A 20669-nucleotide genomic window follows, 5' to 3' on the forward strand; every position below is an offset into this window, starting at 1 on the left:
TCCTGACGCATCATCAAGGGTGATGACCTTACGTCAGAAGCAAGCAGAAAATCATTCCTGCTGTTTTTCTTCTTCTTCCGTGACTTCCCCGACGGCGCGGCGGGTCTGGTTTTCGTCTTCGAGTGGGGCTGTGGCCTTGTCACCCATGGCCAGCAGGGCAGCCGTGATGGGGGACGCCAGGATCAGGCCGGGCGCGCCGAGGATGGAGCCAAAGACTGTCTGCGACAGGATGGCGAGGGCGGGGGGCATGTGAACCGCGCGGCGCTGGATCAGCGGGGCAAGGACGTTGCCTTCGAAAAACTGGATCACGCAGTACAGGATGCCGACGAACAGGGCTTCGTGGGTGCCTAGGGACAGGCCAAGCAGGACGGCGGGAACTGCGCCGAGAATGGCGCCGATATAGGGAATGAAATTACACAGGCCTGCTACGACGCCCAGCGCTAGGGCTAGCGGGATCCCGATTAACGAAAGACCAATCCCCGACAGCATCCCGACCACCAGCATGTCCAGCGCCTGTCCGGCGGTCCAGGCCCAGAGGGTGGAGCCGGCGGTCAACATCAGTTCTCGCGCCGCGGGGCGGTGCTGAGTGGGGACGAGGCGCAGCACGCCGTCGATATAGACGGCCGGGCTCAGTGCGAAATACAGCCCGGCGATCAGGACCACCAGAAGGGTTCCGAGGATGCCGAACACGGAACTGAGAAGTCCCGTGACCGAGCCTGCGAGGCCTGAGCCCAATGAGCCGAGGCTTGCGTTGCTTGCAGCATTGCCGCCCAGCGACGAGGGCAGGTGATCGAGAACCATCTGTCCGAGCGTTGAGCCGGAGAGATGGGTGCGCAGTTCGCCGGATTGGGTGATGAGGGCCTGTTTGAGTCGGATGAACTGGTCGCTGATGGCCGGGCCGCTGTACCAGCCCAGACTGAACAGAGCCACCAGGATCACGACAGTGACCAGGGCGACTGCTCCCTGATACGGGATGACGGAAACGTGACGCCGGAGCATGCGCGCCAGCCCGTGCAGGACGATCGCCACGAGGGCGGAGGCGAAGATCACGGCCAGGACATCGCCGATTAGCCAGATCGCCAGAAGGCCCAGTGTGAGGGTTAGCGTGATGCGCAGTAAACCGGCGATTTTGGACAGTTCCCGCGCACGAGGTTCCGTCTCGCTGCGTTCTGCCTGATCGGAAAAGGAGATGGGCATGGGGAAAGGTCTGTCCTTGGTCAGTCGGTGCCAACTGGCTTATGGGCAGAGGAAAGGGGGGTCAATGGTCCCCCCTTCTTTTGCCAGCGGGTACGCAGGGCACCGCGGAGACTACCGGGACCGGACGGACTGCCCGGAGCCCAGTCTGAGCGTGGTGTTGTCGGCGCTCCAGCGCATGGGGTGACGACGCTGTCGACGCTCTCGAACGTCTTGAGAGCGCGCTCGCCGTCGGGCGTGGCGATCCGGGAGGAAGGGGCCTTCCTGGAAGATGGACGAGTGTGCTGCCGTCTGTGTTGCGCGACAGGGTTACGGTCTGGCCTGCATAGCTGCTGTAATTGTAAGCCAGTTTGAAGGCAGTTTTTCCGCGGCTTCTGGTGATTGCAAGATAGTCGTTGTTGATCGTGGCCTTCGTAATGCTGTTGTAGTGCAGGAAGTTTAGATCGAGCGTGCCGTTCTTCCCGGCCGTCGTGTTGGTCGCGGTGCCGCCGTTGATGGTTCCCTGTCAAGAAATCTCAGAGCTTCAGCCAGTGGCATCTTCAAGCTCTGCCTGGGCCTCGAGCCAGTTTTCCTCAACGGTTTCGAGGGTGGCGTTGAGCGCGGCGAGATGGACGTTCAGGGACGTCACTTCCGAGGCGTCGCCGGACTGATAGAGGGCCGGATCGGCGAGTCTGGCCTCGATTTTTGTCTTCTCCCCGGTGAGCTGGGCCATTTTGCTCTCTGCGTCGCGGATTTTGCGGCGCAGAGGGGCGAGGGCGCGGGTCTGTTCCTTGCGGTCGATTCGTTTTTGGGCCGACGAGGAGCTGTTGTTGTCTGATGTCGTCACGGCCTTGTTGCGCTCGGCCATCTCGGCGCGGGCCTTGCGGGCGCGTTCGAGGAGCCAGGCACGGTATTCGGTCATGTCGCCCTCGAAGGGAGCGATCGTGCCGTCTTCGACAAGCCAGAATCGGTCAGCCACCGATTCCACGAGATGGCTGTCATGACTGATGAGGACGACAGCGCCCTCAAATGCCGATAGCGCGCGGATCAGGGCGTCACGGGCATCGAGATCGAGATGGTTGGTTGGCTCATCGAGGATCAGCAGGTGTGGGGCTTCGCGAGTGGAGAGAGCGAGGAGCAGGCGGGCCTTTTCGCCGCCCGAGAGCTCTCCGACTTTTGTTTCCGCACGGTTTTCATCGAGGCCGAACCGGGCGAGTTGGGCCCGGACGGCTGCGGGGAGCGCGTCCGGCATGGCGCGGCTCATGTGGTCGATGGGTGTGTCGGTCAGGACGAGTTCGTCGCTCTGGTGCTGGGCGAAATAGCCGATCTTCAGCTTGGGGGAATGCGTGTAGGTGCCCGACATCGGCTCCAGTCGACCGGCCAGAAGCTTCGCGAAGGTGGATTTTCCACGTCCGTTCTGGCCGAGCAGGGCGATCCGGTCTTCCATGTCTAGACGCTGGTTCAGCCCCTTGAGCACGACGCGGCCATCATAGCCGAGACTCACATTGTTCAGGCTCAGCATCGGCGGGGGCAGGGGCTGCGGCTCGGGGAAAGAGAAACAGGTGGGGGTGTCTTCCACGACGCTGTCGATCTGGGGGAGGCGTTCGAGAGCCTTCAGACGGGCCTGAGCCTGCTTGGCTTTTGTGGCCTTGGCGCGAAAGCGGTCCACGAAGGACTGCATATGGGCGCGCTGGGCAGCGATGCGCTCCGCAGCGCGGTTCTGCTGAAGCGCCTGTTCCGTGCGGATGCGGACGAAATTGTCGTAGCCGCCGGGGGTGATGCTGATTTTCTGGTGATCGAGATGAGCGATGGCATCGACGGTATTGTCGAGCAGGGAGCGGTCATGGCTGACGATGATCGCTGCACCCGAGAACTTCGCGAGCCAGGATTCCAGCCAGAGCGTAGCTTCGATGTCGAGATGGTTCGTCGGTTCGTCAAGCAGCAGCAGATCGGGGTTCAGGAACAGAGCTGTTGCAAGCGACACGCGCATCCGCCACCCGCCCGAGAAGTCCGAAACGGCGCGGTTCTGTGCGTCCTGATCGAAGCCGAGGCCGGACAGGATGGCACCGGCACGGGCGGGGGCAGTGTAGGCGTCGATGGCGATGAGGCGTTCGTGGACGTCGGCGATGCGGGCCGGGTCGGTCGCGGTTTCGGCTTCTGCGAGCAGGCGCGTGCGTTCGAGGTCCCCTTCCAGGACTGTATCGAGGATGGAGGTGCTGCCGGACGGTGTTTCCTGTTTGACACGGCCCATCGTGGCGCGGGCGGCGAGGGTGATGGTGCCACCATCGGGGGCGAAATCACCGGCGATTGCGGCCAGGAGGGTGGATTTTCCAGCACCGTTCTTGCCGATCAGACCGATCTTGCGTCCCGGATCCACGCTGAGGGACGCATTGTCCAGCAGGGTACGGCCCGCGATACGGAGGGTCAGGTCGGTGATGGTGAGCAGGCTCACAGGCGCCTCGATCAGTCGGAAGAAAAAAAACAGGGGACGTTAAAATACTGCGACAGACCTATCAGGAACGATGAATTTGCTCTAGTGGAACGGCGGTATTTACCCGCTGGTCCCGGAAAGGGGCCGGTCCTAACCAGGAGAAGAAAGATGGCTCTCGAGCGCACGCTTTCCATCATCAAGCCCGACGCAACCAAGCGTAACCTGACCGGCAAGATCAATGCCGTGTTCGAAGGCGCTGGCCTGCGTATCGTTGCCCAGAAGCGCATCCACCTGACCGAGAAGCAGGCTGGCGCTTTCTATGCGGTTCACAAGGAGCGTCCGTTCTACGGCAGCCTCGTGTCCTCCATGATCGCCGAGCCGGTTGTCGTGCAGGTTCTTCAGGGTGAAGGCGCTGTCGCCAAGAACCGTGAAGTCATGGGCGCCACCAACCCGGCCGACGCTGCTGAAGGCACAGTTCGCAAGCTGTTCGCCGAGAGCATCGAAGCCAACTCCGTGCATGGTTCGGACAGCCTCGAGAACGCGAAGAACGAGATTTCCTTCTTCTTCGCCGAGACTGAAATCCTGCCGTAATCTGCGGTTCGGACTTTCTGTCTTGAAGGAAAGGCGCGGGCTTTGGTCCGCGCCTTTTTTGTTGTTTTGTATTTGTTTTAAGGGGCGGGGCGACCTCTGCTCAGAAAGATCGCCTTGAGTATGTAGAGGCGCAATCGCTGCTGAACATGGATTTCTGAGAGAGCGGGCTTGCGAAAACCGGCTGGTTTGCAGGAACAGATATCCAGATGATTTTTTTGCTTGAAGCTTCTGCCTTACGGGCCGGCTCGCTGCTCGGGCGATCGAAAAGGGTGGCCCTTACGTTTAGGCAAAGCCGTAAAGGGCCACGGTAGATGCTTTATTTCGCGAAAACGTCGCAGATCATTTCCAGCACGTCCGGATAAAGCAGGTGTTCCTGCTCCAGAACGCGGGCGGCGAGGGTTTCAGGCGTGTCGTTTTCCAGAACGGGGACGCTGGCCTGTCCGAGGATGGGGCCTTCGTCCACGCCAGACGTGACGAGATGGACCGTGCAGCCATGCTCTTTCACACCGGCCTTGATGGCGGCTTCGTGAGTGTGCAGACCGGGGAAGGCGGGCAAGAGGCTGGGGTGGATGTTGAGCATCCTGTCTTCCCAGGTCTTGACCAGCCAGGGTGTCAGCACGCGCATATAGCCGGCGAGGACGACCAGCATGGCGCCGGAAGCCTGAAGGGCAGCGTCGATTTCGCGTTCGTGGGCCTCGCGGTCCTTACCGAAGGGTTTGTGGTCGATGACGAGGGTTTTCAGGCCCGCGGCTTCGGCGACTTCAAGTCCCGGGGCGTCCGGCCGGTTGCTGAGAACCAGCACGATTTCGGCGGGGTAGTCCGGTCGGGCACAGGCTTCGATCAGGGCGCGCATATTGCTGCCGCGGCCGCTGATGAGGATCGCGATGGGGACTTTTTCGGTCTTTTTGGCCGGAGCTTTCGCTCTGCTTCTGGAATGCGGCTTCTTCATGTGAAGGAGACCGGTGCTGTCAGAGTGTAGGCGTCGTCGGAGCGGACGATCTGGCCCATGAGGAAGCCGGTTTCACCGCGCGCATCCAGTTCCGCCATGACCTTTTCGGGCTCGGAGGTGACGAGCACCATGCCGATGCCGCAGTTGAAGACGCGGAGCATCTCATCGGCGGCTACGTTGCCGGTTTCGGCCAGCCAGCAAAATACGGGCGGAACGATCCATGCGGAGCCATCGATGCGTACGCCGAGGCCTTCGGGCAGGACGCGGGGCAGGTTGCCGGGCAGGCCGCCGCCTGTGATGTGTGCGCAGCCGTTCAGCAGACCCTTGGCGTGCAGGTCCAGAACCGTTCGGACGTAGAGTTTTGTGGGCGTCAGCAGGGCTTCGGCCAGTGTGTGGCCTTCGGCGAAGGGGGCCGGGTCGTTCCAGCCAAGGCCGGAGCGGCGCACGACTTCGCGGACTAGCGAAAAGCCGTTGGAATGGACGCCGGACGACGGCAGGCCGATCAGGGTGTCGCCTTCGGCGATGTTGGCGGGGAGCAGGTTGTTCCGCTCGGCAGCGCCCACGCTGAAACCTGCGAGATCGTAATGGCCGGGGGCGTACATGCCGGGCATTTCGGCCGTTTCACCGCCGACGAGGGCACAACCGGATTCGGCGCAGCCCTTGGCGATGCCCTTTACGACTGTGGCGGCGGCCTCGACGGAGAGTTTTCCGGTTGCAAGATAGTCCAGAAAGAACAGTGGCGTCGCGCCCTGCACCACGAGGTCGTTGACGCACATGGCGACGAGATCGATTCCGACCTCATCGTGTTTTCCGGCTTCGATGGCGACCATCAGCTTCGTGCCGACGCCGTCGGTGCAGCTGACGAGGACGGGATCAGTGAAGCCTGCGGCCTTCAGATCAAAAAGTGCGCCAAAGCCGCCGAGGCCCCCCATGGTGCCGGGACGGTTCGTGGCCTTGGCTGCGGGCTTGATCGCATCGACCAGCGCATCGCCTGCGGCGATGTCCACGCCGGCCTGTGCGTAGCTTGCGCCGCAGCTCGTGCCGGGGGAGATGTCAGGCTGATCGGTCATGGTCGAAGGTTCCCGCTGGTTGACGTGACGCCGTTCTAGAGCATCCTGCCCGCTGGCGGAACGCCTGTTTGAAGGCGTAACGGCAGGAAAAAGGGGCCTGGGATGACAAAACGGGATACGGGCAGGGCCACGGACGGGGATGCGGTTCCGGAATCCGGGGCTGTCGGCCGGGAGTATCATCAGGTGCGGCCAGAGGGGCGACCAGCCGTTCAGATGGCTTTTCCGCTGCGTCGCGTGACGGCCATGACGTCCGAGCGTTTCATCAACGGGCCATCCAATGCGGCTGCACGGGCCTGGTTGGCGAGGAGACAGTGGCCGGATGGGCGTCTCTGGCTCTGGGGGCCTTCGGGAACGGGGAAGACGCATCTTTTGACGGCCTGGGCGCATGAGCATGATGCTACGGTGCTGGATGCGCGGCTGTTTTCCACGTCTTCGGCAGGTGGGCGGATCCGGGTTCAGGGCAATCTTGCGATCGACAATGCCGATTCGCCGGGAGATGAGGCGACCATGCTGCATTTGCTGAACGATGCATTCTCCCAAGGGGACAGGGTACTGATGGCCGGGCGGCTGCCACCGTCGCGCAGTCATTTCATGCTTCCTGATCTGGCGAGCCGCCTGCGGGCGACGGCGACCACGGCGACGGGTGAGCCTGAGGATGATCTGCGGGCGACACTGCTGCTGTCTCTGCTGGCCGACCGGCAGCTTGTAGTGTCGCAGACTGTGACGGAATGGCTGTGGCGGCATCTGCCCCGGACGGGCAATGCGCTGGTCTCCGCGGTGGAGCGACTGGATGAGGCTGCTCTGGCGCGCAAGCAGCCGATTACGCGGGCACTGGCGATGGAAATGCTGCCGGATCTTCTGACGCCCGAGGGGGAGGCGTCATGGGAGTGACACAAAAACTCCGTTTGACATGCCTATCCGGCAGTATGACCTTTCATGCGATCCGTATTTCTGTGTGTTCCGGAAGACCCCATTGTGACGACTGAAGATTCCCGGCCTGTTCCGCGTCGCCGTTCCCCCCGCAAATCCCGCAATGCCGTGAGCCCGGCGCAGAACCGCGGACGCCGCCGGCAGACAGCCGCGGCACGGGCTGAAGACTACGCGCATATGCCGACATCGCCGGAGCGGTTTCTCAACCGGGAGCTGTCCTGGCTCGATTTCAACCAGCGCGTCATCGATGAGGCGGAAAACCCACGCAATCCGCTGCTGGAGCGGGTGCGCTTCCTGTCCATCAGCTCGAGCAATCTCGACGAGTTCTATTCCGTGCGTGTGGCTGGCTTGGTGGGACAGGTTCGTGAGGGGACGGCTGTCCGTAGCCCTGACGGGCTGACGCCTGCCCAGCAGCTTGTACAGGTCCGGCAGAAGGCCAGGCATCTTCTGGCCGAGCAGCAGCGTGTCTGGCATCTGTTGGAAGGAGAGCTGAAGGAGGCGGGTATCGTCATCCTGCCGACCGACTCTCTGGACGAGACCGATCTGGCACAGCTGTCCACGCTGTTTGACGAGCGGGTCTTCCCGGTGCTGACGCCGATGGCGGTCGATCCGTCCCATCCGCTGCCGTTCATTCCCAATATGGGCCTCGCGCTGCACATGCGCCTAAAGGACGCTGCGTCCTCGGTGCATGTCATGGATGGTCTGATCCTGCTTCCGGCGCAGGTGCCCCGGTTCCTGCGTTTGCCAGCACGACTGAAGGAAGGGCAGGAGACGCCGGACCAGATCCGCTTCGTGCTGCTTGAGGATCTCATCACGCTGTTTGCCGGGCGTCTGTTCCCGGGTCTGGCGATCGGGGCTGCCGGTGTGCTGCGTGTAATCCGCGATACGGATGTGGAGTTCGAAGACGAGGCCGAAGATCTGGTGCGGTCTTACGAGACGGCTCTGAAGCAGCGTCGGCGCGGTGTGTGCATTCATCTTGCGCTGGATCGTAAGCTGCCGGACACGCTGGGTCGCGAGATGGGCGAAGAGCTTGGCGTGGGCGAAGAGGATGTTGTCGTTCTGCCCTCTTTCGTGGGCTTGACGGATCTCAAGCAGCTCATCGTGGATGACCGTCCGGATCTGGTGTTCCCGCCTTATACGCCGCGCTTTCCCGAGCGTGTTCTGGATTATGACGGCGACTGCTTTGCGGCGATCCGGGCGAAGGACATGCTGGTCCATCATCCTTTCGAGAGCTTTGACGTCGTGGTGCAGTTCCTGCGTCAGGCCGCGCTGGACCCGAATGTGCTGGCGATCAAGCAGACGTTGTACCGGACGTCTCGCGACAGTCCGATCGTTCATGCGCTGATCGAGGCGGCTGAGGCCGGGAAGTCGGTCACGGCGATGGTCGAGCTTCGTGCGCGGTTTGACGAGGAAGCTAATATCCGCCTGTCTCGTGCGCTTGAAGCAGCGGGCGTACAGGTTGTGTTCGGGTTTGCGCATCTTAAGACGCATGCCAAGCTGAGCCTTGTGGTTCGTCGTGAGAACGGGTCGCTCCGGTCCTATGCGCATTTCGGAACGGGGAATTACCATCCCATCACGGCGCGGATCTATACGGATCTGTCGTTCTTTACCTGTGATCCGAAGCTGGCATCGGACTCGGCGCGTCTGTTCAACTACATGACGGGCTATGCCATCCCGGCGAAGATGGATGCGCTGGCGTTCTCGCCCATTACCATCCGCTCCACACTGGAGCAGTTGATTCAGGACGAGATCGACCATGCAAAGGCTGGGCGGCCGGGCCGGATCTGGCTGAAGATGAACAGCCTTGTGGACGCGGAGCTGATCGACCGGTTGTACAAGGCGTCCCAGGCCGGGGTGAAGATCATCGGGATTATCCGGGGAATCTGCTGTCTGCGTCCTGGTGTGCCGGGGCTTTCGGATAATATCGAAATCAAGTCGATTGTCGGGCGTTTTCTGGAACATGCGCGGGTTTTTGCCTTCGGAAACGGGCATCGGATGCCGTCTCACAAGGCAAAAGTGTTCATTTCTTCTGCAGATTGGATGGTGCGAAACATGGACTGGAGGGTAGAAGCCATGGTGCCCATCACGAACCCGACGGTCCATGCGCAGATTCTTGGCCAGATCATGACGATGAATATCAAGGACAACCTTCAGAGCTGGACGCTCACGAGGGACGGCTACTGGCATCGGGTTTCGCCGGGCGCACATCCTTTCTCCGCTCACGAATACTTCATGAACAATCCGTCCCTGTCCGGCCGAGGCTCGGCTGCGCGGGAAAAGGTTCTTCCGGAGGCGCACCGCCCCCGTGAACGGCCTGACAGGATTCTGGAAGACTGATCTGCATGTCCTCATCTTCACAGCGTTCCGCTATTGTCGATCTCGGTTCAAACTCGGTCCGGCTGGTTGTTTTTGAAGGGGTGACACGCAATCCCCTTCCAATTTTCAACGAGAAGGTCACGCTCAAGCTGGGGCGTGGTCTGGATGCGACCGGGCGCCTCAATGACGAGGGCGTGGCGCTGGCGATGGATGTGCTGGGGCGCTTCCATACCGTTGCCCGCGCTATGGGTGCCGAGCCTTTCGAGGTTCTCGCCACGGCAGCGGTCCGTGACGCGTCCAACGGTCCGGACTTTGTGGATGCGATCCGTGCCCGGATGCCAGGGGTGCCGATCCGGGTTCTGGAAGGAACCGAGGAAGCTGATTATGCGGCGCGTGGCGTTCTGTGCGGGTTGCCGGAAGCGAACGGGCTGGTGGCCGATATTGGGGGTGGATCCCTTGAGCTGATCCACGTGGCTGATGGTCAGTATTTTGAGGCCGTGACGACCAAGTTGGGTGTGATCCGGCTGCATGATCGCGCCAAAGGCAGCATTGAGCGCGCTGCGGAAATTGCAAATGAGCTTCTCGCCGCCGTGAACTGGCTGCCGGGTATGACGGGCCGGCCGCTTTATCTGGTGGGTGGAGCGTTCCGTGCGCTGGCACGCCTACAGATTGCGCGGACGCAGTATCCGCTGAACCTCGTGCATCTGTTTACTCTCTCGGAAGGGGAAGCGCGGGAGATGGCGGACTGGGTCATCGCCTCGCCCCGGCGCACTTTGGAGAAGCTTCCCGGGGCGCCGCGCAAACGTCTGGCGGATGCGCCGTTTGCGGCCGTCGTGCTGCGGTGCCTGATGGAGAGGGTCCGTCCGTCCAAGGTCGTGTTCAGCGTCGATGGGCTGCGCGAGGGCTGGTACATGCGCCATGTCGCCTCTTCGGTAGCGGATCTTGATCCGATGACGGATCTAGCGGCGGAGATGGCCAACCGTCTGGCGCGCAGTGCGTCGCTGGCAGAGCCTCTGGTGAGCTGGACAGCACCGCTGTTCCGCGATGAGACCCGGACCCAGAAGCGCCTTCGCGAACTGGCCTGCATGTTGTCCGATATCGGCTCTTATGATCATCCTGAATACCGGGCGGAGCAGACTTACCGGCGTATGATGCATGGGCATGGCGTGGGCTTTGATCATAGTGCACGGGCCTTCGTCGGTCTGACTCTGGCAGTACGTTATGAAGTCTCGATGGATTCTCCCCTGATCGAACCTTCCCGGCAGCTTCTGTCGCGTTCGGAAATCGAGCGTGCGGTGCGACTGGGTCTGGCGCTTCGGCTGGCGTATACACTCTGTGCAGGGACGAAGGTTCTGCTCGATGAGTGCAGGCTTCTCGTGGAAGATGGAACGCTCGTGCTGGTTCTGGGCGCGCGCAGCGTCCGGGCGGCAGGCAGTGCGGTCCGTCGTCGTTTCGAGAGGCTGGCGGCTGCAATGCAGCTTGAGTGGCAGGTAAGGGAAGAATGAGTTTGCGGAATTACGGGGCGGCAGCCAGGGTTGGTCTTGTCGCGGCAGCGGTTGCGTTCGGGCTGTCAGGATGTGGCAAGTCCCATGACCGGGGTGCGCTGTGGAAGATTGTGCACAGCCGCTGCGCTTTGGATGCGGAGCACAAACCCTGCACGGTTTACGACGAGAAGAAAGGTTACGCCCTGCTCAAGGATCATACGGGGCACGGGCAGTATCTTGTCATCCCGACGCAGAAGGTTCCTGGCGTTGAAGATCCCGTTCTGCTGAAGTCGGAAACACCGAACTATTTCGCGGAAGCCTGGGGTGAGCGGGCACATGTGGCGCAGGCCTATGGGTTCGAAATTCCGGACGAGCATCTGTCGATGGCGATCAATTCCCGTCCTGGCCGGACGCAGGATCAGTTGCACATCCATGTGGACTGTCTGACGGCTTATGCCCGCGCCGAACTCGATAAAAACATGATCACAGAAAACTGGTCGTTGGTTTCGCTGTATGGTCATCCCTATCGGGCGCGGATCGTGGCCTCTCTGGACCCGTCACCGTTCCGGGTGATTTCTGCCGATGACATGTCCATTCACACGCTCGTCGTGACGCCGGCCAAGCATGGCGGGTTCATCCTGCTCGATGATATGGCGCATGTGTTCGATCACGGGTCGGGCGAGGAGCTTCAGGATCATGACTGCCATCTCGATGATCCGCATCACAAGACCATGATCATGGATGGCATGGACATGGGGGAGCATCCCAACGGCATGATGTAAAACAACTTTTGGTTGTTCCGGGGTTTCGGGTATGGCAGTGTTCGATCAATCTCGAACAATCTGCATTCCCGGAGACCGGTCTTGAAACTGGCAGCAAAATCGCCACCAAACTGGCCACTGCTGTCGCTCGCTGTTGGCGCCTTTGCCATCGGCACGACAGAATTTACCCCGATGGGTCTTCTGCCCGTCATCGCCCATGGTCTTCAGGTCAGTGTGCCCAAGGCTGGTGGTCTGGTGACGGCCTATGCGGTGGGCGTGATGATTGGTGCCCCTGTCATTACGCTGCTGATGGCGCGGTTCCGGCGCAAACTGGCCCTGATTCTGCTTATGGGTCTGTATGTGGCGGGAAACCTGCTGTCCGCTGTTTCCAACAGCTATGAGCTGCTGTTTGCTGCCCGTGTCCTGACCAGTCTGGCGCATGGGGCGTTTTTCGGTCTTGGCGCGGTTGAGGCATCGTTGTCTGTGGCACCCTCGCGGCGAGCGAGTGCGGTGGCGTCCATGTTCATGGGGCTCACGATTGCCAATATCATCGGTGTTCCGGCGGCGACGTGGCTGGGGCTGAATTTCGGCTGGCACAGCGCCTTTGCCATAACGGCGACGCTGGGCCTGGTGACCATGCTGGCGGTGCAGCTTGCGCTTCCGTCCCGTGAGATTGGTCCGACTCCGGAAGTCGGGCGTGAACTGCGGGTTCTGGTGAAGGCCAATGTGCTGCTCGCGCTGCTGACGACCGCGATCGGGGCGGGAGCGATGTTCGTGCTCTACACCTATATCGCGCCGATCCTTGAGCATATCACCCATGCCAGCCCGACGGTCATTACCGTGGCGCTGATGCTTACGGGTGTTGGGTTCTCCATTGGCAATGCTGTGGGGGGACGGAGTGCTGACAAGTCACTGGATGGAAGTCTGTTGGTCTTTTTCCCTATTCTTGGCGTCATCATGCTGATCTTTCCCTGGATGGCGCAGACCGTTCCGGGCGCGCTGTTTGCATCGCTTCTGTGGGGCGCGTCCACGTTTGCGCTCATGCCGGCGCTGCAGATGCGGGTGATGCAGGCTGCGCATGATGCGCCGGCGCTGGCGTCGTCCATGAATATCGGCGCGTTCAATCTCGGAAACGCTATTGGCGCGGCGCTGGGTGGTATCGCGCTGTCGATGGGGTTGGGCTATGGCGGTGTTTCCGTCATTGGCACGGCTCTGGCGTTGGTTGGGGTCGGGCTTGTTCTTCTGTCACGAAAGGTGGCTCCTCCATGATCCGTTCTCTTCTGCTCGCCACCAGCTTGTTTGTTGGTGGCGTCATGGCGCCTCTGGCAGCCATGGCCGCACAGCCCGCGAATGTGGGCGATGCCATTCTGGCCGCGAGCGCCTATCACGACAGTGGTGACTATCAGCACGATTTCGATGTTGTTGTTGCACAGGCCCGTCAGTGGATTGACGAGACTGCGCCGAAGACGCGTCGCCCCGCCATTGTGCTCGATATCGACGAGACGACGTTGTCCAACTGGGATGAGATCCGGGCTAATGATTTCGGATATATCGCGGCTGGTTCCTGCGATGCGCTGCCCAAGGGACCATGTGGCGTGGATGCCTGGGAGAAGAGTGGGCGGGCTCCTGCTTTTGCCTCTATGCGGGCGCTGATCGAGGACGCGCAGGCTCATCATGTCGCGGTATTTTTCGTGACGGGAAGGCATGAGGACGAGCGCGAGGCCACGGAGCGGAACCTGCATCTGGCGGGAATACCGCATTGGGACGGACTGTATCTGCGGCCGATGACGTCGCATGGTTATGCTGCGATGTATAAAGCGCCGACCCGTGAGAGGATCGAGCGTAAGGGCTATACGATCATTGCAAGCCTTGGCGATCAGCCATCCGATCTGAGTGGGGGCTATGCGAAAAAGGGCTTTCTTCTGCCCAATCCATTCTATCGCATTCCATAACGTTATGTGATTTTCTAAAATATAAGCCGGTATGCGCCGCACTCAGTTCCTGCATGTCTTCGTGTTGGGCGCTGGGGCGGCGCGGGCTTTGTGGTCCGGGCCTGAAGGGCGTCTAGAGGCGCAGGCCTGTTAAGTGCGAAGCACAGAGCCTCAGGTGTTCTGTCTCGTCTGGACAGGCAAAGCATCCCCGATTTCTGAAAATATTGATGGACTGCCCGGGCTTGTTGCGCCCCTCTGGCAACGGGCAAGATCGAAGCCAGAGGCTGCGCCTGCGACCGGCCCGTTTGGTTTCTGATTGTCGATCCCTGTGCTGAGGCCATTCGGCGCATCCGATTTCGACAGCATTTCGACATCGCTCCCTGTGATCTGGTGTAACAGCACCAATTCACATTTAGACGTCACACTCTACTGGAGTGATCTGTGCGCGATCCTGGTCGCTGATTCCAACTGGAAGATGCACGGTATGTTACCCGGGGCTGCTCAGATTGAGAAGCAAGCAGCGGGGGCGTGAAATAACCGCTTATGCCTATTAAGGACTGGATATGGAAAAACCCGGTGCCATGAAGGTACCGGGTTTTTTGTCAGAACGATTTGAGGAGCCGTTCCAGATAGTCCAGTTCGCTTTGCGGGCGGGTGCGGTCCGAGGCGCGGCGGCGAAGTTCGCGTTCGATGTCGCGGGCGCGGTCACGGGCGCTTTTGTCCGGGATGTGCGCGTCAGAATCTTTGCCCTTGTCGCCTTCGCCCAATTTGCGGCCGAGTGGATCCTGATCCTTCTGATCGTCCTCATCGCCGTCTTCGTCGCCGGCCTGGGGCTGGTCGCCGTTATCGCCCTGTTGGCCTTTCGCACCATGCTGGGGTTTGCCGGAACCACCTGCGCCACCGGACGGGATGAAGCTCAGGCTGCCCCCCTGTCCCTTGCCTGATCCAGCGGATTTCTGGTTCTGGCGCATCTGCTTTCCGGCCTCGGACAGATCGGCGAGGACTTTCTGCTCGGCGGTCTGGGCCTCAGCGTCCTTACGGTCAGCGAGCGCTTCACGCGCGGTTTGCATATCCGTTTTCGCCTTGTCGAAGGCTGTAGCGGGTTTGCCGGTCAGATCTTTGATGCGGTGGCTCAGGATGTCATTCACGCGCTGTAGCGCGCGTTGCAGGGCATGGTCCGCGCGGCGTCCGTCGGACTGTGCAGCGACCGTGGCGGGATCGACCGGAGCGGGCGGTTTGGCGTTGGCAGGCTGCTCCATGCCGGCCGGAGGCTGCATGCCGAGTTGACGGAGCAAGTCAGCCGTGGACATCTGGCTGATATCCGGGCGGCTGCCATCATCGGGGGGAGCTGCGGCCTTCTGGGCTGCGGAGAGGCGGGACTGTGTGTGGTCGAGCAGGGTGGTTTCGCGGTGGACGAGATCATGCAGAGCCGCACGCTGGGCACGGGCTTCTGCCTGCGCCTTCATCTGTTCGGCAAGAGCCTTGAGATCCTCGGGGCTGGCCTGACGCATGCGCTCGGCCATGTCTTCCATCTGTTGGAGGCGCCTGAGGGCTTCGTCGCCATGACCCTGATTGGCTTCGGACTGCAGACGGCGCATTTCGTCCGAGAACGGATCGGCCGAGCTGGTGCTGGACTGAGGCATGATGATGCCGCTCTGGGCCGCGCGTGAGAACAGAAGCTGCATCCGACGGTTCAGGGCATCCTTGAGAGCCTGTGTCCGGCGCTGAAGCTCTTCCTGTTCGGGGAGGGTATGTCCCTTGTCTCCGAGGTCCCGCATGTGGTCGAGCTGCTGTTGCACGCCCTGCTGAGCCGCGCGGACTTCAGCGGCAGCATCAGCGATTTCAGGTCCGTCGCGGCGGAGATCGTCCAGATAAAGCGCCAGTGCCCAGAGTTCGCCGGGTACACGGTCCGCCGAACCATCGGGGGCGTCTTTCTGTAGCGAGGCGATCTCAAGGCCGAGGGATGCGAGAATGGCGCGCTCGTCGGTCGTCTGCGTCAGAAGTTTCAGTTCGGCTGCGGCCTGCGAGGTGCGCTGCTGGCCGAGCATGAGGCGGCGACGCAGGGCTACGAGGGCGCGGGCCAGCGGATCAGTGAATTTGCGGGCAGCGATCTGGAATTTGACGATATCGCTGCGGCTTTCATGGCCTGAAGCACTTTTGGCATGCAGGCGGCCTTCGACTTCCATTCCGGCAAACGGATCGGAGGAAAGGTCCGGCGTGGCGACGCCTTTTGCGTCCTTGGGGTGTCCATCGAGCGGGATGGGAACGCGCAGGATGCGGCCCCGGGTCAGGCCGGGAAGGTTGATTTCGGCTTCGAGGGAGGCGACGCCGTAGGCCTGGTGGACGTGCCAGGGCAGGCCGGTGCGCCAGTCGTCTTTCTGCGGGCCGGGTTTGCCGTCCCATGTGACGGTAGGCGGCAGATCTGGTTCGACTTTCACATGCCATGAGCCGAGGGTTCGGCCACGGATGACGATACTGATGGTGCCGGATTGCTGGAGCGTGCCGTGACTGTTCCAGCTCTCGGCATCGAGGCGGCTCAGTTCAGGAGAGGCGATCCCGTGCAGGGAGGGTTTTCCATGCGCGCCGGTGATGGTGGCGTTCAGAATGGCACCCTGTGGAACGTCAAGCGTATTGTGGCCCGTAGCGGAAAGGAAAATCGGCGCACCGGGAGCGTAGGACGGACGGTCGATCCAGGCCTGAAGGGCGGGGAGCGAAATGCTGTCGTCATCTACGCCAGGGATCAGCCCTGCGTGAAGACGTGAGGGTGTGTGCGTGCCGCCGAGAATGGCCGCAACCACGATGGCCAATGGAGCGGCAATGAGTGCAAGCCGTTCGTGCAGGCTGGTTTTGGGGTGGGGAAGGCTAACACGGAGTGTGCCGAGCGAGGCCGTGACGCGCTCGACATGATGGGACCAGATAGCGGACTGCTCGCCATTTCCTGCAAAGGCTGGCCGGTCGGTCAGGCTGAGGAGAGGCTGATACGCGAGTTTGGAGTCATGCTCGATTCGGCGGTCGGCTACGGGAATGCTGACGGGAGGCACATGACGCAGGCCGCTGACGGTTAGCCACAAGGCTGTGCCAAGAACGCCGGCTTCCAGCAGGGTATGCAGCCAGTCCGGCAGGGACTGGGGAATACGCGCGAGACAGGCCAGAACGTAGAACGCGGCCAGAAGCAAGGGCCAGCGCAGAGGCTCCCAGGCACGCTCCCACCAGAGGACGCGCTGGGCTTTGCGGCGCAGGGCTTTGAGGTGGAGGGCCGGGTTTGGCTCAGCCATGATCGTCCTTAGCTGTGAGCCATTTCGGCACGGTTTCGGCAGCGATCAGGTCCTCAACGCTCTGGCGCTGGCGGATGATCTCCCATTTTCCATTGTCGATCAGGACCTGCACTGCGAATGGGCGGGAATTATAGGTGGAGCTCATAACTGAGCCGTAAGCGCCTGTATCGAGCAGAGCGGTCAGGTCCCCGCGCTTCGTGTCCGCAGGCAAGGCGCGGTCACGGGCGAAAATGTCGCTGCTTTCGCAAACCGGGCCGACAATGTCCCAGAGTTTCGTCGGACTGGTCAGGCCCGAGGGGGCAACGGGCATGATGCCGTGCCACGATTCATAAAGGGACGGGCGGGCGAGATCGTTCATGGCGGCGTCGAGCACGACGAAATCGGGGTTGCCGGCTTTGGTTTCGATCACGCGGGTCAGCAGAAGGCCGGTCGGGGCGGAGAGCCAGCGGCCGGGTTCGATGCTGAGCCGGACATCGAGATCGCCAAGTGTCTCGGCGATGACGCCTGCGAGCATATCGGGCGAGGGGGCGATTTCGTCACGATAGCGGATGCCGAGGCCACCCCCGCAGTCCACGGCTTCGACTGAATGACCGGCTGCGCGGATTTCGCGGACCATGTCGGCCAGTCGGAGATAGCCTTCGCGGAAAGGGCCGGCCGTGAGCATCTGGCTGCCGAGATGGACGGCCAGACCCGCGAGGCGGACGTTCTTCAGGTTGGCGGCTTCACCATACAGGGCGACGGCGCGGCGGTGCTCGATGCCGAATTTGTCTCCGGCGCGGCCGGTGGAGATCTTGTCGTGCGTGTCGGCGTCCACGTCCGGATTGACGCGAAGGGCAGCGCGGGCGACGCGGCCACAGGCGCGGGCAATTTCATCCAGACGGTACAGCTCCTCGACACTCTCGACATTGACCTGTGCGATGTCGTGTTCGACGGCTGCCCGCAGTTCAGCATCGGATTTGCCGACGCCGGAGAAGACGATGCCTGAAGGCTGGATTCCAGCATGAAGCGCACGCTGCATCTCGCCGCCGCTGACGATGTCCACGCCGTAGCCGCACTGGCGCAGGATGGTCAGGGTTGCCTGATGATCCTGCGATTTCATGGCGAAATGCATGTTCATCGGCAGGTTCCGGGCCTCGAATGCGGCGCGCAAGGCTTTTGCGCGGCGTCGAAGCGTTTCGGCACCTGTGATCCAGCACGGTGTGCCGACGGCTGCTGCGATGACGTGCAGGGGCACGCCTTCAAACAGGAGGCCGTCCCGTGCGTCCATCTTCAGCGAGGGACGGGTTTCCAGCATGTCGGGGAAAGACGGATCGGTGGCGGGATCGGAGGGAAGTGGTGCACTCATGATGATGCTACCGTATCGCTCTTGGAAGCATGTTCCAAGCTGAACTCGCAGGGGATAATATCGTCGCCATGATACAGGAACTGATCCGAGAGGCCCTTGAGGCCCGTTCGCGTGCTTACGCACCTTATTCGCGCTTTCAGGTTGGGGCCGCGTTGCGGTGTGAGGGCGTTGTTCATTCCGGCTGTAATGTTGAGAATGCGGCTTATCCGCTGGGAACCTGCGCTGAGGCCGGGGCGATTGCCGCCATGGTACGGGGGGGCGGACGTCGGATTGAGGAAATCGTGATCGTGGGTGGGGATGCGCCGTGCACGCCATGCGGGGGCTGCCGGCAGAAATTGCGGGAATTCGGGCTGCCGGAGCTACCGGTTCACATGATCGATACGCAGGGGAATCTGCTCCTGACCCGGACGCTGGCCGAGCTTCTACCTGACGCATTCGGACCGGATCATCTGGGATGAAACGCGCCGGGGCGTTGCTGATGCTCTGTCTGTTTGGCGGTGGGGCGATGGCCGTTCCGACCATTGTATTGCCGGGACTCGGCACAGACAGTCATCGCAGCGTTGTGGATGTGAATACGGTGCCCTGGCGGATTTTGGGGCGGGTCCAGACGTCTCTTGGTGGACGCTGTACGGGATTTGCCGTGGCGCCGACCGTGATGCTGACGGCGGCGCATTGTCTGTGGCTGCCTGCGACCCGGCATTATATTCAGCCTGCGGATGTTCATGTCCTGATGGGTTATGCGATGGGGCAGTATCGCCTTCATGCGCAGGTGACACGATTTGTTATTGCTCCTGGATACGATCCTGCGAACGAAGGTGGGACCGCGTCTGACGATCGGGCTACGCTGGTTCTGGACCGACCAGTGGCCCTGTCAGGGGATCTGGTCCCTTATGGTTCGGCGCAGATGGGGGCTGCGGCGATGCTGGTTGGATATCCGCAGGATCGGCCTGAAGTTCCGTATGGCGATATTTCCTGTCAGATCAATGGGTTGGCGTTGAATGGACTGATCCATCATGATTGCTCGGCGACGCGGGGGGATAGCGGCGGTCCGCTGTTTGTGCGTCAGCCTGACGGGAAGTGGGGAATTGTCGGGATCGACGTTCTGGCGACGGAAGGTCGTGGCGGGTTTGCTGCGCCGCTGCCGCATTGAGTTTATCGGGTTCCCATGCATCAGGTGCACGTCAGAAAAAATTCACACATGCAAACATGAGCCCCGTCGTGGCGTTGCACAGGGCAGGGCGCCCGATTGGGTGTTGCAGGCTTTTCAATCACGGAAGGTGATTGCCATGTATGTCATGTCCACGAAGGAGGCTTCGTCGCGAGCAGCTCCGAAAGGAGGATTTGGTGGGGACGTCAAAAGGGTCAACAGAAAGCATGTTCTCGTTGTTGAGGATCAGGCGCTTCTGCGCTTTCTTGCAGCGGATATGTTGGAAGAGGCGGGCTATGAGGCCTCTCTCGCGGCTGATGCCGACGAGGCTCTTCAGGTACTGGCCCGAAATCCGGATATTGGCACCATTTTTTCAGACGTAAATATGCCTGGCGATATGGACGGCGTGGCGCTTGCCTGCCTGATCCGTGAGCGTCGCCCGGAAATCGGACTGGTTTTGACGTCGGGGACGCGGGTTCAGGATCTGGGACAACTGCCGGGCGGCACGATGTTCCTGTCCAAGCCGTATGAATGGGACGAAGTCTATCGCTGTCTTGAGCAGCTGAAACACTAATGCGTTTCTAAATTGTAAAGGGAAAAGCAATGTGGTGCACCCGAAAGGACTTGAACCTCTAACCCCCAGATTCGTAGTCTGGTGCTCTATCCAGTTGAGCTACGGGTGCGGACACATTGTATAAAGTCTTCATCAGGAGAAGACTGGTGCACCCGAAAGGACTTGAACCTCTAACCCCCAGATTCGTAGTCTGGTGCTCTATCCAGTTGAGCTACGGGTGCGCTGTGAGGCGGGGTTTTACAGAGACTTAACTGACCTGACAACCCCGCTTTCGAAAAAATTTCAGTTTCGCGTCATGGTGATATGAGCCCGGCAGGAAGGTGATCCGAAAATGCCGCCAATGGCTTGTCCGACCGGATAGCCGTTGAACACGAGCGCCGTGTTGTGATGGTCTATATCCGTCATGGCGAGTTCGGCATGATAATGCTGGCTTCCGAGCTTGTAGGTGCCGCGCAGGACCTGTGCGCCGTCAGCCGGCGTAAAGAGAATTTCCTTATCGCGGATCCGCAGGGTTGAGGGATGCTCAGTCGGGCAGGTGCCCTGATCCGTAACGAGCGCACCGACCCAGGAGCCGGTGGGATCCTTGCCGGGGTCGGGCGTTCCGGCGCAGGCGGCGAGTAGGGCCGTGGCAGAGAGGGCAAAAAGTGCTGGCAGACGCATGTTGTTCCTGTTCCGTGTTGCAGAATGGATGA

At 61.2% G+C, this 20669-nt stretch carries 17 protein-coding genes and 2 tRNA genes; 10 read left to right on the forward strand and 9 right to left on the reverse strand.

The window, feature by feature from the left end:
* Positions 1-51: 51 nt before the first annotated feature.
* Together IGS75_RS11020 and IGS75_RS11025 are read right to left on the reverse strand one after the other, a co-directional pair.
* Positions 52-1197: an AI-2E family transporter gene (locus tag IGS75_RS11020; RefSeq protein ID WP_141350066.1), complete on the reverse strand. Its 1146-nt coding sequence runs from the start codon at positions 1195-1197 to the stop codon at positions 52-54.
* 520 nt (positions 1198-1717) lie between these two features.
* The gene (locus IGS75_RS11025) at positions 1718-3625 is read right to left on the reverse strand and encodes an ABC-F family ATP-binding cassette domain-containing protein (protein WP_202256844.1); all 1908 of its coding nucleotides are present in this window, start codon (positions 3623-3625) and stop codon (positions 1718-1720) included.
* A 147-nt stretch (positions 3626-3772) separates the two neighbouring features.
* On the opposite strand from IGS75_RS11025, the gene ndk reads away from it, so the two are divergent.
* Positions 3773-4195, forward strand: coding sequence for a nucleoside-diphosphate kinase (ndk, locus tag IGS75_RS11030; protein ID WP_141350072.1), 423 nt, complete (start codon positions 3773-3775; stop codon positions 4193-4195).
* Positions 4196-4511: 316 nt separating this feature from the next.
* On the opposite strand, the gene purN is transcribed toward ndk, so the two are convergent.
* Positions 4512-5144 carry a phosphoribosylglycinamide formyltransferase gene (purN, locus tag IGS75_RS11035; RefSeq protein WP_202256845.1) on the reverse strand — a complete coding sequence of 211 codons (633 nt, stop codon included), beginning with the start codon at positions 5142-5144 and terminating at the stop codon, positions 4512-4514.
* The gene (gene purM / locus IGS75_RS11040) at positions 5141-6214 is read right to left on the reverse strand and encodes a phosphoribosylformylglycinamidine cyclo-ligase (protein WP_202256846.1); all 1074 of its coding nucleotides are present in this window, start codon (positions 6212-6214) and stop codon (positions 5141-5143) included. The genes purN and purM overlap by 4 nt, the downstream gene beginning before the upstream one ends.
* Before the next feature lie 213 nt (positions 6215-6427).
* Here purM and IGS75_RS11045 point away from each other — a divergent pair, with 213 nt between their 5' ends.
* The 6 genes from IGS75_RS11045 (at position 6428) to IGS75_RS11070 (ending at position 13657) form a co-directional block, all read left to right on the forward strand.
* Positions 6428-7105 carry a DnaA/Hda family protein gene (locus IGS75_RS11045; protein WP_202258508.1) on the forward strand — a complete coding sequence of 226 codons (678 nt, stop codon included), beginning with the start codon at positions 6428-6430 and terminating at the stop codon, positions 7103-7105.
* A 216-nt stretch (positions 7106-7321) separates the two neighbouring features.
* Positions 7322-9481 (forward strand): RNA degradosome polyphosphate kinase, encoded by a 2160-nt coding sequence (locus IGS75_RS11050; RefSeq protein WP_408876496.1) that lies wholly within the window; start codon positions 7322-7324, stop codon positions 9479-9481.
* Positions 9482-9486: 5 nt separating this feature from the next.
* A complete protein-coding gene (locus IGS75_RS11055) occupies positions 9487-10965 on the forward strand; it encodes a Ppx/GppA family phosphatase (protein ID WP_141350080.1) in 1479 nt (492 codons plus the stop codon).
* Positions 10962-11726 (forward strand): CDP-diacylglycerol diphosphatase, encoded by a 765-nt coding sequence (locus IGS75_RS11060; protein ID WP_202256848.1) that lies wholly within the window; start codon positions 10962-10964, stop codon positions 11724-11726. Before IGS75_RS11055 ends, IGS75_RS11060 begins: the two co-directional genes overlap by 4 nt.
* 81 nt (positions 11727-11807) lie before the next feature.
* On the forward strand, positions 11808-12974 hold the full coding sequence (locus tag IGS75_RS11065; protein WP_174787514.1) for an MFS transporter: 1167 nt from the start codon (positions 11808-11810) through the stop codon (positions 12972-12974).
* Entirely contained in the window at positions 12971-13657 is a 687-nt protein-coding gene (locus IGS75_RS11070; RefSeq protein ID WP_202256849.1) for an HAD family acid phosphatase, read from the forward strand. Before IGS75_RS11065 ends, IGS75_RS11070 begins: the two co-directional genes overlap by 4 nt.
* Before the next feature lie 581 nt (positions 13658-14238).
* Here IGS75_RS11070 and IGS75_RS11075 read toward each other — a convergent pair.
* Both IGS75_RS11075 and lysA read right to left on the reverse strand, forming a co-directional pair.
* Positions 14239-16911 (reverse strand): DUF4175 domain-containing protein, encoded by a 2673-nt coding sequence (locus IGS75_RS11075; protein WP_202256850.1) that lies wholly within the window; start codon positions 16909-16911, stop codon positions 14239-14241.
* A complete protein-coding gene (gene lysA / locus IGS75_RS11080) occupies positions 16904-18256 on the reverse strand; it encodes a diaminopimelate decarboxylase (RefSeq protein WP_202256851.1) in 1353 nt (450 codons plus the stop codon). The genes IGS75_RS11075 and lysA overlap by 8 nt, the downstream gene beginning before the upstream one ends.
* A gap of 68 nt (positions 18257-18324) precedes the next feature.
* Here lysA and IGS75_RS11085 point away from each other — a divergent pair, with 68 nt between their 5' ends.
* From IGS75_RS11085 to IGS75_RS11095, 3 genes are all read left to right on the forward strand, one after another.
* Entirely contained in the window at positions 18325-18714 is a 390-nt protein-coding gene (locus IGS75_RS11085) for a cytidine deaminase (protein ID WP_202258511.1), read from the forward strand.
* A complete protein-coding gene (locus IGS75_RS11090; protein ID WP_202256852.1) occupies positions 18711-19406 on the forward strand; it encodes a trypsin-like serine peptidase in 696 nt (231 codons plus the stop codon). The genes IGS75_RS11085 and IGS75_RS11090 overlap by 4 nt, the downstream gene beginning before the upstream one ends.
* Before the next feature lie 145 nt (positions 19407-19551).
* Positions 19552-19977 carry a response regulator gene (locus IGS75_RS11095; protein ID WP_237468771.1) on the forward strand — a complete coding sequence of 142 codons (426 nt, stop codon included), beginning with the start codon at positions 19552-19554 and terminating at the stop codon, positions 19975-19977.
* Between the two features lie 32 nt (positions 19978-20009).
* Here IGS75_RS11095 and IGS75_RS11100 read toward each other — a convergent pair.
* The 3 genes from IGS75_RS11100 to IGS75_RS11110 all read right to left on the reverse strand — a co-directional run bounded on the left by IGS75_RS11100 (position 20010) and on the right by IGS75_RS11110 (position 20637).
* Positions 20010-20086: transfer RNA gene (locus tag IGS75_RS11100), tRNA-Arg, on the reverse strand.
* Between the two features lie 35 nt (positions 20087-20121).
* A tRNA-Arg gene (locus tag IGS75_RS11105) sits at positions 20122-20198 on the reverse strand.
* Positions 20199-20259: 61 nt separating this feature from the next.
* Positions 20260-20637, reverse strand: a complete 378-nt coding sequence (locus IGS75_RS11110) for a hypothetical protein (RefSeq protein ID WP_202256853.1) — start codon at positions 20635-20637, stop codon at positions 20260-20262.
* Positions 20638-20669: the final 32 nt, after the last annotated feature.

The organism is Gluconobacter sphaericus, assembly GCF_016757795.1.
GTDB lineage: Bacteria > Pseudomonadota > Alphaproteobacteria > Acetobacterales > Acetobacteraceae > Gluconobacter > Gluconobacter sphaericus.